Annotated in this window: 12 protein-coding genes; 4 read left to right on the top strand and 8 right to left on the bottom strand. The window is 70.2% G+C overall.

Annotated elements, in window-relative coordinates:
* Window positions 1–6: 6 nt before the first annotated feature.
* From ptsP to ACI3KS_RS10250, 3 genes are read right to left on the bottom strand one after another with little or no spacing between them, the layout of a single operon-like run.
* On the bottom strand, window positions 7–1,674 hold the full coding sequence (gene ptsP, locus ACI3KS_RS10260; RefSeq protein WP_404917882.1) for a phosphoenolpyruvate--protein phosphotransferase: 1,668 nt from the start codon (window positions 1,672–1,674) through the stop codon (window positions 7–9).
* Entirely contained in the window at window positions 1,671–1,952 is a 282-nt protein-coding gene (locus ACI3KS_RS10255) for an HPr family phosphocarrier protein (protein ID WP_404917880.1), read from the bottom strand. Before ACI3KS_RS10255 ends, ptsP begins: the two co-directional genes overlap by 4 nt.
* Entirely contained in the window at window positions 1,949–2,266 is a 318-nt protein-coding gene (locus tag ACI3KS_RS10250; protein WP_404917878.1) for a PTS sugar transporter subunit IIB, read from the bottom strand. Before ACI3KS_RS10250 ends, ACI3KS_RS10255 begins: the two co-directional genes overlap by 4 nt.
* A 165-nt stretch (window positions 2,267–2,431) precedes the next feature.
* On the opposite strand from ACI3KS_RS10250, the gene ACI3KS_RS10245 reads away from it, so the two are divergent.
* A complete protein-coding gene (locus tag ACI3KS_RS10245; protein WP_404917876.1) occupies window positions 2,432–4,354 on the top strand; it encodes a BglG family transcription antiterminator in 1,923 nt (640 codons plus the stop codon).
* Window positions 4,355–4,408: 54 nt separating this feature from the next.
* On the opposite strand, the gene ACI3KS_RS10240 is transcribed toward ACI3KS_RS10245, so the two are convergent.
* From ACI3KS_RS10240 to ACI3KS_RS10230, 3 genes are read right to left on the bottom strand one after another with little or no spacing between them, the layout of a single operon-like run.
* Complete coding sequence (locus tag ACI3KS_RS10240; RefSeq protein ID WP_404917874.1) at window positions 4,409–4,675, bottom strand: HPr family phosphocarrier protein; 267 nt, start codon at window positions 4,673–4,675, stop codon at window positions 4,409–4,411.
* An 11-nt stretch (window positions 4,676–4,686) separates the two neighbouring features.
* Complete coding sequence (locus ACI3KS_RS10235; protein ID WP_404917872.1) at window positions 4,687–6,357, bottom strand: phospho-sugar mutase; 1,671 nt, start codon at window positions 6,355–6,357, stop codon at window positions 4,687–4,689.
* On the bottom strand, window positions 6,354–7,187 hold the full coding sequence (locus ACI3KS_RS10230; RefSeq protein WP_404917870.1) for a purine-nucleoside phosphorylase: 834 nt from the start codon (window positions 7,185–7,187) through the stop codon (window positions 6,354–6,356). The genes ACI3KS_RS10235 and ACI3KS_RS10230 overlap by 4 nt, the downstream gene beginning before the upstream one ends.
* A 48-nt stretch (window positions 7,188–7,235) precedes the next feature.
* Between ACI3KS_RS10230 and ACI3KS_RS10225 the strand changes: the two genes are divergently transcribed.
* The gene (locus ACI3KS_RS10225) at window positions 7,236–8,684 is read left to right on the top strand and encodes an NAD(P)H-quinone dehydrogenase (RefSeq protein WP_404917868.1); all 1,449 of its coding nucleotides are present in this window, start codon (window positions 7,236–7,238) and stop codon (window positions 8,682–8,684) included.
* Between the two features lie 83 nt (window positions 8,685–8,767).
* The gene (locus ACI3KS_RS10220; RefSeq protein ID WP_404917866.1) at window positions 8,768–9,568 is read left to right on the top strand and encodes a hypothetical protein; all 801 of its coding nucleotides are present in this window, start codon (window positions 8,768–8,770) and stop codon (window positions 9,566–9,568) included.
* Between the two features lie 62 nt (window positions 9,569–9,630).
* Here the strand turns inward: ACI3KS_RS10220 and ACI3KS_RS10215 are convergent, their stop codons facing one another.
* Window positions 9,631–11,397, bottom strand: coding sequence for an acetyl/propionyl/methylcrotonyl-CoA carboxylase subunit alpha (locus tag ACI3KS_RS10215; RefSeq protein ID WP_404917864.1), 1,767 nt, complete (start codon window positions 11,395–11,397; stop codon window positions 9,631–9,633).
* Window positions 11,398–11,474: 77 nt separating this feature from the next.
* Entirely contained in the window at window positions 11,475–12,113 is a 639-nt protein-coding gene (locus ACI3KS_RS10210; RefSeq protein ID WP_404917862.1) for a Maf family protein, read from the bottom strand.
* Window positions 12,114–12,136: 23 nt separating this feature from the next.
* Here ACI3KS_RS10210 and ACI3KS_RS10205 point away from each other — a divergent pair, with 23 nt between their 5' ends.
* Window positions 12,137–13,366, top strand: coding sequence for a class I SAM-dependent RNA methyltransferase (locus ACI3KS_RS10205; protein ID WP_404917860.1), 1,230 nt, complete (start codon window positions 12,137–12,139; stop codon window positions 13,364–13,366).
* Window positions 13,367–13,382: the final 16 nt, after the last annotated feature.

The raw sequence follows: 13,382 nt of genomic DNA, 5'->3' as shown, positions 1-13,382 counted from the left end.
CTCTTTTCAGTGGTGAGGGAACGTCGCCGCGAGCGTCGCCACGGCCTGTCGAGCGGATGCCGCATCGTCTGCGGCGAGGGCGGCCTCGGCGAGGCTGCGGGCCTCATCGAGGGTTCGGGTGGAGAGGGTGTGCCGCACGTCGGCGAGTGCCGAGGGGGCCATCGAGAGGCTCGTCGCTCCGAGTCCGACGAGCACGACCGCCAGCTGCGGATCCGCGGCGGCCTCGCCGCAGATGCCGACGGGCTTGCCGAGCCGGGCGCCGGCGGCGCCGACCTCGCGGACGAGCCGCAGCACCGCAGGGTGCCACGGATCCTGGAAGCCGGCCACGGAACCCAGCAGGCGGTCGGCGGCCATCGTGTACTGGGTGAGGTCGTTCGTCCCGATCGACGCGAAGTCCGCGTGGGCGAGCACCCGGTCCGCGAGCAGCGCGCTCGAGGGCACTTCGACCATGACGCCCGCGGTCTTCAGCCCGTACTCGCGGGCGAGATCGGTGAAGTACACCGTCTCCTCGACCGTGGCGACCATGGGAGCCATGACCCACAGATCGGCCTCGGTCTCGGCATCCGCCTCGGCGAGCGCCGTCAGCTGCTCACGCAGGATGTCCTCGCTGGCCCGCAGCGCCCGCAGACCGCGGAGACCGAGCGCGGGATTCTCCTCGTGCGCGTCGTTGAGGAACGCCAGTGGCTTGTCTGCCCCCGCGTCGAGCATCCGGACGACGACCTTCTTGCCGGGGAACGCCGACAGGAGCTCGCGGTACTGCTCGCGTTGCTGCGCCACGGTCGGCGCCTGCGCCGAGGAGAGGAACAGGAACTCGGTGCGGAAGAGCCCGACGCCCTCGGCCCCGCGCGCGACGGCATCGGCCGCATCCGCAGGTTTCCCCAGATTCGCCAGCAGTGCGATGGACGTGCCGTCGGCGAGGGCGCCGGGAGTCAGGGGAGCGGTGTCCGCGGACAGCCGCTCGGCGGCGCGCTGTGCCGCACGCTGTTTCTCGTCGTCGGACGGCGACGTGATCACGGTGCCCGCTGCGGCGTCGACGATCACGGTCTCGCCATCGACCAGATCCGCCGCCCGCACGGTGCCGACCACCGCGACGATGCCCTTCTCGCGGGCGAGGATCGCCGTGTGCGAGGTCGGTCCTCCGTCGATGGTGACGAGTGCGAGCACCTGATCGAGGTTCAGCAGAGCCGTGTCGGCGGGTGCGAGGTCGCGCGCCACCAGGATGTAGGGGTGACCGGGATCCGGTACGCCGGGCGCGGCCACGCCGCGCAGGTGCGCGAGCACGCGCTGTGCGATGTCGTCGAGGTCGGCTGCTCGCTCGCCGAGATAGCCGCCGACCGCCTCGAGGGTCGCACGGAATCCGGCGAAGGCGTCGTGCACGGCCCATTCGGCGGTGCTGCCCGCATCGATGCGCGCGTCCACTTCGTCCTGCAGCGTGGGGTCCTCGGCGATCATGGCCTGGGCCTCGAGCACCTCCTGGGCAGACCCGCCTGCGGCCTCGCCGCGCGCATTCAGCTCCGCGGCGACAGCGCCGACAGCGTCACGGGCGCGGGCGCGCTCGGCGTCGACGCCGACGGTGCTGGGCGTGTTCTCGGGCGCGGGCAGGGCCTCAGTCATGCGCACGACCGGTCCCTGGGCGACGCCCAGTCCGATACCGACTCCGCGGAGCTCGCTCATCCGGCGCTCTCCTGATCGTGGTCGGTGGTCAGCAGCTCGGTGAGCGTGTCGAGCACGGCGTCGGCACCGTCGCCGTCGGCGGTGATCGTGACGTAGTCGCCGAACTCGATCGCGAGCGCGATCACCCCGAGGATGCTCGCCGCGTTCACGGGCTTACCGGAGTCCTTGGCGATCGTGACGGGGATTCCGGCGTCTTTCGCGGCTTGCGCGAAGAGCTTGGCGGGGCGGGCGTGCAGCCCGTGCGATGAGCCGATCCGGACGGTGCGGGTGGCGGTCATGATCTTCCTTCCGAAGTGGTGCGGTGGTCAGCGAGGAGCGTGCGGACGATCGCGAGCGTGCGCTCGCCGTCGCGGTCGTCGAAGATGTCGTCGGGCAGCGCGGTCACCGGCGCCTCCGTGACGGAGCGGATGCCGTCGAGGCGGTCGCGCAGATGCGGGCCGATCAGGACCGCATCGTGGTCGATCGCGCCGACCGCCGACTCGGTTCCGGCCGCTGCGCTCCAGAACAGTCCGTGTGCTGTCGCCGCACGGGTCAGTCGCTGAGCGACGAAGGTGCTGGACGCACCGGCGCCGCACACCACGAGGATCTTCATCGATTCCGCCTTTCTGAGAACAGTCTGTGAGCCCGGGCACCGCCCTCGCCAACACGATCGTTTCCGCCCCTGCGGAACATGGGCTTCCGCCCCTGCCCGCGCGGATGCTGACATCATGGGAGTCGGACAGGGCAGTCGCCCGCGCCGCGGAGGAATCGGAGACAGATGTCGCGTCAGCGCCAGGACCAGATCCTCTCGATCCTGCTGCGCCAGGACGCGTGGGTCACGGCCGCGGGCCTCGCAGATCTCGTCGGCGTGACGCCGCGCAGCATCCGCTCCTACGTCGTCGCGCTCAATGCGCGCGTCCCCGAGGGCGACGCCGTCGAATCCGGCTCGGCCGGCTATCGGTCCGGCCCTGGCGCACGGGCGGCGCTGCGCACCCGTGCCGGTTCGGAGAGCTCGCCGCGGCAGCGCCTGCACGAAGTGGTCCGTATGCTGCTGGACGCGCCGGGCGGGATCGATGTCTACGAGACCGCCGAGCGCCTGCATGTCAGCGAGGCGACGCTCGAGGCGGATCTCGGACGCGTTCGCGCGGTCCTCGAGGGCACGGGTCTCGTGCTCGATCGCGACCGCGAGGTGGTCGGCCTCAGCGGAGGAGAAGAGGCGCGGCGGCGACTGATCAGCCGCCTGGCGCACGACGAGTCGGACGCGGCGACGTTCCATCCCGAAGCCTTCCGCACCGCGCTCGTGGGCAACGCGGTCGACGCGAGCGCCGTGGCCCCGTTCAAGTCCGCGCTCGTGCAGGAGCTCGGAACGCTCGGCTATTTCGTCAATGAGCTCGCGATCTCGGACGTGCTGCTGCACATCGCGATCGCCGCCGACCGGGTGGCTGCCGGGCACTCCCTGACCGCGGCGCACCCCGGAGCGCGCGAGGAGATCCCGCGGGTCGGCGGCGTGATCGCCCGTCTCGCCGAGGAGCACTTCGCCGTGCGGCTGGGCGAGGGGGACAGCGCCCATCTCGCGTCGCTCGTGCTGACCCGCGTTGTCGCCCCCGGCGACACGGCGACCCAGGACGTCGCGCGCAGCGGCGTCGAGCCGCGCGTCGAGCAGGCCGTGCGCGACGAGCTGCAGCGCGCCGCGACCGAGTACCGTCTCGATCTCGTCGACGACACCTTCGTGCTGCGCCTCGCGCTGCACATCCAGAACCTGCTCCGACGGGCCGAGACGCGGGCGCTGTCGCGCAATCCCCTGACCAAGTCGCTGAAGACCTCGTATCCGATGATCTTCGAGGTGGCCGTCTCGATCGCGAGCGGGCTGCACGACCGCGTCGGCTCACCGATCCACGACGACGAGATCGCCTACATCGCGATGCACGTGGGCGGCCGACTCGAACGCAGTCGCAAGGCCGCGTCGATCCTCACCGCGACGATCGTCTGCCCCGGGTACTACGAACTCCACGAGCTGCTGCGTTCCAGCGTCGACCGGTCGCTGGGCTCGTCGATCGAGGTCACGAGCGTGATCACGAGCGTGGATCCGGACTGGTCGTCGTTCGACACCGACCTCGTGCTCAGCACGATCGAGCCCGCAGCGGCGGGGGAGCGTTTCGTGCGCATCCATCCGTTCTTCTCCGACACGGATGCCGAACGCGTGCAGCAGGCGGCGAGCAGGCTGCGTCGCAGCCGTCGGCTCAACCGGCTCCGCGAGGAGCTCTCGCGCTACTTCGGTGCGGATGCCTTCGTCCACCCGCTGCCCGATGAAGGCGAGGACGCGATCATCCGTCGCCTGGGCGGTGCGCTCGTGCGACGCGGACTGATCGGCCACGACTACGTCGAGAACACGATCGCGAGGGAGCGGATGTCCTCGACCGCGTTCACGGATGCACTCGCGGTGCCGCACGCGCTGCAGATGTCCGCCGTACGGACGGCCATCGCGATCGGGGTCGCCGACGGCTCCGTGGCCTGGGGAGACGGACGTGTGCAGGTCGTCGCGCTCGCCGCGTTCAGCGAGAGCGACCGCGCAGCCTTTCAGACCGTGTTCGAGCAGCTCGTCGAGGTCTTCAGCGAACACGACAGCGTGCAGCGAATCGTGCGACGGGGCACGACGTTCGAGGCCTTCCTCGACGAACTCGTCGCCGTCATCGACGGCTGACCGCCGGATCGGACGGGAGCACCGGAACGGACCGGCGTCAGAACAGAGTCGGCGTCAGAACGGTCGCGGAGCGAGCACCTCTGCCATCGATTCCAGCAGAGCTTCGGCGCCCGGTGCGTCCGCCGTCTCCAGCACGACCGTCTCGCCCTCGCCGAGGCCGAGGTCCATCACCGCGAGCACGCTGCCGACGTCTGCCACGGCTCCGGTCTCGGTGCGCACCGAGACCGGACGGCCGAAGTCGAGGGCGAGGCGGGCGAGCTCGGCCACAGGGCGCGCATGGGCGCCGTTGTGGGCAGTGATCCTCACCCGCCTCGTCGTCATGTCCTCAGCGCTCAGGAGCGCTCCTCCAGCAGCGCGCGGACCGCGGCCTCGAGTCGGTCGACGCTCTGCGCAGCCGCCTCGGCGGACTCGGCCTTCGCGTCGATGTAGACCTTGAGCTTCGGCTCCGTGCCGCTGGGCCGCACGATCACGCGCGATCCGTCGTCGAGTCGATAGCGCAGCACGTCACCGGAGGGGGTGCCCTCGGGTGCATGCAGCAGGTCTTCGGCGGAGGCGATCGGAACCTCGCCGATCGTGCTCGGCGGGGTGGCGCGCAGCGACTGCATCACGGTGCCGATGATCGAGAGGTCCTCGACGCGGATCGACACCTGACCGCTCGCGAAGTGGCCGTAGACCTCGCCGAGCTCTGCGAGCAGCTGCGCGATCGTGAGATCGCGCTCGCGGGCCTCGGCGGCGAGACCGAGGATCGCGACGGCGGCCGAGATCCCGTCCTTGTCGCGTACCGTGCCGGGGTTCACGAGGTAGCCCAGGGCCTCCTCGAAGCCGAAGACCATGCCGGGTGCCCGCGAGATCCACTTGAACCCGGTGAGCGTCTCGTGGAAGGCGAGACCGTGCCGCGCGGCGATCGCACCGAGACCGGGCGAGGAGACCAGCGAGCATGCCAGCGACGCGTCCGGTGTCCCCTCCGCTGCTCGTGCCGCACGCGCGCCGAGCAGAAGTCCCACCTCGTTGCCGGTGAGTCGACGCCACCCGCCGATGGCGGACTCGTCGGGGATCGCGACCGCGAGTCGGTCGGCATCCGGATCGTTGGCGAGGATGAAGTCCGCCCGCACCTGTCGTGCCCGCGCGAACGCGAGATCCATCGCCCCCGGCTCCTCCGGGTTCGGGAACGACACCGTGCGGAACGTCGCATCCGGATGCAGCTGATCCCGGACCGTCGACGGATGCGGGTAGCCGGCGACCGTCAGGATGCGCGAGAACGTCTCCCACCCGACGCCGTGCATGGCCGTGTAGACCCACCGGAGGCCGGATGCCGACGCAGGAGCGGGCGCCACGGCCGCGGTCGCGCGGATATATTCCTCGACGACGTCCTCTCCAGCCGTCTCGTAGCCGGTGTCCCTCGGTAACGCGCCGGCATCGCCGGCATCGGCGACGCGCTGGATGTGCGCCGCGATCTCGGCATCCGCCGGAGCGACGATCTGCGAGCCGTCGTCCGCTCCTCCGAGATACACCTTGTAGCCGTTGTCGTTCGGCGGGTTGTGGCTCGCCGTCACCATCACGCCCGCGTCGGCGCCGAGGTGCCGCACGGCGAAGGCGAGCACGGGGGTGGGCAGTAGACGGGGGAGGAGGATCGCGCGCAGACCCGCACCGGCGAAGATCTCCGCCGAGTCGGTCGCGAACACCCGCGAGTTGCGTCGACCGTCGTAGCCGATCACGACGGTGGGTCGATCACTCCGCACCCGCTCGCGCAGGTACGCGGCGAAGCCCGCCGCCGCCTGGGCGACGAGTACGCGGTTCATCCGATTGCTGCCGGCGCCCAGCGCACCGCGCAGACCGGCGGTGCCGAAGGCGAGTCGGGTTCCGAAGCGGTCGGCGAGCTCGGCGGCGGCGCTCTCATCTCCGCTCGCCGCTCCGGTGATCAGCCCGGCGAGCTCGTCCCGCGTCTGCGGGTCGGGGTCCTGTCGCAGCCATGCCCGCGCCGTCGCGAGCAGTTCCTCGCTCACAGCGCCTCGACGACCTTGGCCAGGAGCTTCGTGATCACGGGCTCCGCCAACTGCCCGGCCTCGATCACCTCGGCATGGCTCAGCGGAGTCTTCTGGATGCCGGCGGCCAGGTTCGTGATGAGCGAGAAGCCGAGCACCTCCATCCCCGCCTCACGGGCTGCGATCGCCTCGAGAGCGGTCGACATGCCGACGATGTGACCGCCGATGATCTTCGCCATCTGCACCTCGGCCGGGGTCTCGTAGTGCGGACCGCGGAACTGCGTGTACACGCCCTCGTCGAGCGTCGGGTCGACGGTGCGAGCGATGTCTCGCAGGCGCTGCGAGTAGAGGTCGGTGAGGTCGACGAAGTTCGCGCCCTCCAGCGGCGAGTCGGCCGTGAGGTTGATGTGGTCGCTGATGAGTACCGGCTGGCCGGGCTTCCAGGTCTCGCGGACGCCGCCGGCGCCGTTCGTGAGGACCATGATCTTCGCCCCCGTGGCCGCGGCGGTGCGGACGGAGTGGACGACGCGGCGGACGCCGTGGTCCTCGTAGTAGTGGGTCCGCGCGCCGATGACGAGGACGTTCTTGCCGTCGGCGGTGCGGATGCTGCGGAGCGTGCCGACGTGCCCCTCGAGCGCGGGCTTGGAGAAGCCGGTGACCTCGGTGGCGGGGATCGTGGCGACGGTCTCTCCGATGATGTCGGCGGCCTTGCCCCAGCCGCTGCCGAGGGTGAGGGCGATATCGTGCTTCTCGACGCCGGACAGCCGTGCGATGTCGGCGGCCGCGGTGGCGGCGACGTCGAACGGGTTCACGGAGGGGTCATCGAGCGGATTGCTGTGTGTGACGGGCATGCGTCCACTCTATGAACGTGACGGCTCGCTCGCCAGGATTGCGGAAGAATGGAACTCATGTCTTTCACCCCTTTTGAGCGCACCCAGCGAGTCGCCGTCCTCGGCGGCGGTCCCGGCGGATACGAGGCGGCTCTCGCGGCCGCTCAGCTCGGCGCAGAGGTGACCCTGGTCGAGCGCGTCGGCATCGGCGGTTCCGCCGTGCTCACCGACGTGGTCCCCTCGAAGAGCCTCATCGCGACCGCCGACGCGGCGGTCGCGATCGCCGAGGCCAGCGACCTGGGGGTGCACTTCTACGCGAAGGGCGAGAACGGCACGCCGCTCAAGCCCGAGGTGGCGATCAACCTCGCCGCTGTCAACAAGCGCCTCATCGCGCTCGCCGGGCAGCAGTCCGAGGACATGCGGTCCGTGCTCCTCGAGGCGGGGGTCCGGATCCTGTCCGGGCACGGACGTCTCGAGGGATCCGGCGCGATCATCGTGGCGACCGGTGTCGACGGCACGGACTTCGATCGGATCGAGGCCGACACCATCGTCGTCGCGGTGGGGGCGTCTCCCCGCGAGCTCGACTCGGCCAAGCCTGACGGCAAGCGGATCCTCACCTGGACCCAGTTGTACGACATGAAGTCGCTTCCGGAGCACCTCATCGTCGTCGGATCGGGTGTCACGGGCGCCGAGTTCGCCTCGGCCTACATGAACCTCGGCGCGAAGGTCACGCTGATCTCCAGCCGCGACCAGGTGCTCCCCGGCTCCGATCAGGACGCGGCACGGGTGCTCGAGAAGGTCTTCAAGCGGGGCGGGATGGAGGTTCTCTCCAAGTCTCGCGCCGACAAGGTCGAGGTGACGAAGGACGGGGTGGTCGCGACGCTGTCCGACGGCACCACCGTCACGGGTTCGCACTGCCTCATGGCGGTCGGATCGATCCCGAACACCGCCGACATCGGCCTGCAGGATGCCGGCGTCGAGCTCACCGACTCGGGGCACATCCGCGTCAACAAGGTCGCCCGTACCTCGGTGCCCAACATCTACGCCGTGGGGGACTGCACGAACTTCTTCCCGCTGGCATCCGTCGCCTCGATGCAGGGGCGCACCGCGGTGTTCCACGCTCTGGGCGACATCGTGATCCCGCTCGAGTTGCGCAAGATCACCTCGAACATCTTCACCGCCCCCGAGATCGCGACGGTCGGCTTCAGCGAACAGGATGTGGAGGACGGCACGGCCGACGGCCTCATCTACAAGCTGCCGCTCGCCGCGAACCCGCGCGCGAAGATGATGGGCATCAAGGACGGCTTCGTCAAGCTCATCGCCCGCAAGGGCTCGGGCACCGTGATCGGCGGCGTGATCGTGGCGCCGAAGGCCTCAGAGCTCATCTACCCGATCGCGGTCGCCGTCGAGCGCCGCCTCACGGTCGATCAGGTGTCGCGCGTGTTCGCCGCCTACCCCTCGCTGTCGTCGAGCATCACCGACGCATCCCGTGCGATGCACAAGGTGGTCTCGGGCTGAATCCGCAGGAGACGCCTTCAGAGGTGCCGCAGGAGAGGTGGCCTGAGGAATGGGGTGATCCCCATCCGCCGCGCAACAGTGCCATGCTGTGGATCGGCATCACGATCTCCCTCGTGGCCGCCGCGATCATCGCCTTCTCCGGAGGAGCCGCCGGGCCGCTGTGGTCGGGGGCGACACTCGCGCTGTTCGCGCTCTCCGCGCTGCTCGTCGCGGTTCGTCGACCGTTCGGCGGTGGGCGGCCCCGGCTGGTCGACACGAACGAGCTTCTGAACGGCAGAAGGCTCGCCCCCGACACGCGCGCGCACCTCATTCCGGAGCGCCGCGTCGGACTGACCATGACCGCACTGTCCATCGTGTGGGCGCTCGTGCTCGCCGGCGGGACGGTCGTAGCCGTGACGATCGGCGCGAGTGGGAGACCTCAGGCCTATCTCGGCGCGGCGGTCCTGGCCGTCCTCAGCGTGCTCTTCGGATACGCAGCCGTCCGTGGCATTCGCGCCGGTGCGCACGATGGGGCACGGGGACGACGGACGGCAGGGCTGGCCATCGGCCGCGACGGGGTCACGATCCTCCGCCCCGAGATGACCGTTCACCTGCCCTGGTCGTCGGTCCGCGCGGTGGAAGCCGACATCACAGATCAGCGACGCGGCATTCGACGGATGCCGTTGATCCGGCTGCGCATCGATCCGACCGGTGCCGTCTCGGCAGGTTTCGACCGAGTCCCCGCGACGATCACCGTGCAAGCCGCGCAGCTCCGCGCGCATCCGCAGGTCGTGTGGTCGTCTCTGCGCACCTTCCACCGCACGCCGTCGGCTCGCGCGATCCTCGGCACCGACGAGGGGCAGACGCTTCTCGACGCGTGGTCCGCCGAGCTGTCGCCGCGCTGAGCCGCGCACACGCAGAAGGGCCCCGCCGTGCGGCGGGGCCCTTCTGCGTGTGCGTCCTGCGATCAGCTGATCGTCAGCAGCTGGTGTCCCGCAGACACCGTCGCTCCGGCCTGAGCGTTGATGTTGCCGATGACGCCGTCCTTGTGCGCCTGCAGCGGCTGCTCCATCTTCATCGCCTCGAGCACGACGACGAGGTCGCCCTTGACGACCTGCTGCCCCTCTTCGACGGCGACCTTGACGACCGTGGCCTGCATCGGCGACTTCACGGCATCGCCCGACGCGCCGGCGCTGACCGACGTCGCATGGCTGCGACGCGACGGCGGCACGGCTGCCGGGCGTCCAGCCGTGCTCACGGCTGCGGCGACGCGGTCGGGCAGGCTGACCTCGAGGCGCTTGCCCGAGACCTCGACGACGACCGTGTGGCGGCCGGCGGTCTCGGCCTGCGGCTCGATCTCGCCGTCCCAGGCGGGGATGTCGTTCACGAACTCGGTCTCGATCCAGCGGGTGTACACGCCGAACTCTCCGCTCTCGGCGGTGAACGCGGGGTCGCGGACGACCTTGCGGTGGAACGGGAGGACGGTCGGCAGGCCCGAGACCTCGAACTCGTCGAGGGCACGACGCGAGCGCTCGAGCGCCTCGTCGCGGCTCTTGCCGGTCACGATGATCTTCGCGAGGAGCGAGTCGAATGCGCCCGAGACCGAGTCGCCGGCGGTCACGCCGGAATCCAGACGGATGCCGGGGCCACCGAACGTCTTGAAGACATGCACGGGTCCGGGCTGCGGGAGGAAGCCCCGACCGGGGTCCTCGCCGTTGATACGGAACTCGAAGGAGTGTCCCTGCGGCTCGGGGTCGTCGTAGTCGATCGTGCCACCGGCCGCGATGCGGAACTGCTCGCGGACCAGGTCGATGCCGGTGACCTCTTCCGAGACGGGGTGCTCGACCTGGAGGCGGGTGTTCACCTCGAGGAAGGAGACGGTGCCGTCGGCGCCGATGAGGAACTCGCAGGTTCCGGCCCCGACGTAGCCGACCTCCTTGAGGATGGCCTTCGAGGCTGCGTAGAGCTGACGGTTCTGCTCCTCGGTGAGGAACGGCGCCGGCGCCTCCTCCACGAGCTTCTGATGACGGCGCTGCAGCGAGCAGTCGCGCGTGGAGATGACGACGACGTTGCCGGCGGCATCCGCGAGGCACTGGGTCTCGACGTGGCGCGGTTTGTCGAGGTACTTCTCGACGAAGCACTCGCCGCGGCCGAAGGCTGCGACCGCCTCGCGCGTCGCCGACTCGAACAGCTCGGCGACCTCGTCGAGTTCACGGGCGACCTTGAGGCCGCGCCCGCCGCCGCCGTAGGCGGCCTTGATGGCGATGGGCAGACCGAACTCCTGCGCGAAAGCGATGACCTCGTCGGCACCGGACACCGGCCCGGGGGTGCCGGGGGCCAGCGGTGCGCCGACCTTCTCGGCGACGTGACGGGCGGTGACCTTGTCGCCGAGCGCCTCGATGGCCTCGGGCGACGGACCGATCCAGACGAGTCCTGCGCCGATGACGGCACGGGCGAACTCGGCATTCTCGGCGAGGAAGCCGTACCCGGGGTGCACGGCGTCCGCGCCGGCGCGGCGCGCGATCGAGAGGATCTTCTCGATCTGCAGGTAGGTGTCCGCGCTGGTCGAACCGTCGAGTGCATAGGCCTCGTCGGCGAGCCGGCTGTGCAGCGCGTCGCGGTCCTGGTCGGCGTAGACGGCGACGGAGGAGATCCCGGAGTCGCGAGCGGCGCGGATGATGCGTACGGCGATCTCGCCGCGGTTGGCGATGAGAACCTTGGCGATATCAGGCATGAATGTCAGCCTATCGAGAAGCCCGACGATCTATTTGACGACTCTCCACAAGAAAGTCGTGAGAACGTGTCGGGACCCTACGACCACAGATCGGTCCACGTGACGCCGAGCTCGGCGGCGAGCCGGCGGATCGTCGACAGCGACATGCCCACCACGGTCGAGGGATCGCCCTCGACACGGGTGATGAAGGCGCCGCCGAGGCTGTCGACCGTGAACGCTCCGGCGACGTGCAGCGGTTCGCCGGAGGCGACGTATGCGGAGATCTCGACGTCGGTGACGTCGTCGGCGAACGTGACGGATGCCTCGGCGACGGCGGTCGCCTCTTGCGGCGCGGCGTCTGGCGACACCCGGTACACGGAGTGACCGGAGTGCAGGACGCCCGTGGCACCGCGCATCTCGATCCAGCGCCGGGTGGCCTCCTCTGCGGTGTGCGGCTTGCCGTATACGCGGCCGCCGAGGGCGAACATCGAGTCTCCGCCGATCACCAGCCCGTCGAACTCGCTCTCCGCGGCCAGGCGGTGGGCCACATCTGCGGCCTTCACCCGCGCCAGGAGGAGCACGAGTTCCTCCGGGGGCAGCTCGCTGCCGCGTTCGGCCGCCGCGGCGGCGGCGATCGCTTCCTCGTCGGTCGAGGGCGACAGCGTGAGCGGTTCGATGCCGGCCTGGCGCAGCAGCATGAGACGTGCGGGCGAGGTGGAGGCGAGACAGACGCGCATGATGACCACCGTATCCTCGAAGGATGACTTCTTCGGCTGGGCGGACGCTCGATCTGGACATCACGGGCATCGCCCACGGCGGCACCTTCGTCGCCCGGCACGAGGGGCGTGTCGTCTTCGTCTCGGACGCGATCCCCGGCGAGCGGGTGCGTGCCCGCCTCGACCCGTCGTCGACGGACGACTCGAAGAGCTTCTGGCGCGCCGAGACCGTCGAGGTGCTCGAACCCTCCGAGCATCGCCGCGCGCACGTCTGGGCCGAGGCGGACGTCTCGCGCGACCCCGATGATCGCGCTGGCGGAGGGGATCTCGGTCACATCGACCTCGGGCACCAGCGCACGCTGAAGAGGCAGGTGCTGCAGGAGGCGCTCGACAGGTTCGGAGGCGGAGGGCTCGAGGCGCCGACGATCGACGCCGTCGAATCCGGTGACGGTACGCGCTGGCGCACCCGAGTGACGCTGCACGTGGACGAGCACGGTGCCGTCGGCCCGTACGCCGCCCGCAGTCATCGGGTCATCCCGGTCGAGTCCTACGCGCTCGCCCGTCCGCTCATCGAGCAGGCGGCGCTCGGTCTCACATCCGGCGCGCGGGGACGCATCGACCTCGTCGAACCCGGCGACGGTCGCGTCCGGATCATCCGCCACGAGGATGCTGACCGGGCGCGGCGCGACCGTCGCCCGCGCCGCGTGCCGGAGGTCGTGCACGAGACGGTCGGCGATCGCACCTTCCAGCTGGACTCCGGCGGGTTCTGGCAGGTGCATCCGAGGGCGGCATCCGTGCTGGACGGCGCGGTCTACGGTCTGCTCGACGGACACGTGGACGAGGCCAAGACCCATTACGACCTGTACGGCGGTGTCGGACTGTTCGCGGCGACGCTCGGCGACCTCGGCGGAACGGACGTGGTCACGGTGGAGTCCAGCAGACGAGCCACCGAGCACGCGGCCGTGAACCTCGCACACCTCGACGCGACCGCGGTGACGGCACGTGTCGACCGGTTCCTCGCCGGTACCGCGACATCGGGGCGTGCCGGAGCGGTCGTGCTCGATCCGCCCCGGGCCGGTGCGGGTCGCGCCGTCGTCGAGGCGCTGCACGGGCTCTCGCCCGATGCGATCGCCTACGTCGCGTGCGATCCCGTGGCTCTGGCGCGCGACCTCGGAACGTTCCGTGAGCTCGGCTGGTCGGTCGACGCGATGCGAGGGTTCGATCTCTTCCCGCACTCGCACCACTTCGAGGTCGTCGCGCGTCTGGTCCACTGAGATCCCGGGCGCGGCG

Source organism: Microbacterium sp. ZW T5_45 (genome assembly GCF_044987415.1).
GTDB lineage: Bacteria > Actinomycetota > Actinomycetes > Actinomycetales > Microbacteriaceae > Microbacterium.
Note: the sequence above shows the minus strand (reverse complement) of the source record. Positions and strands in the feature narration are given on the sequence as shown.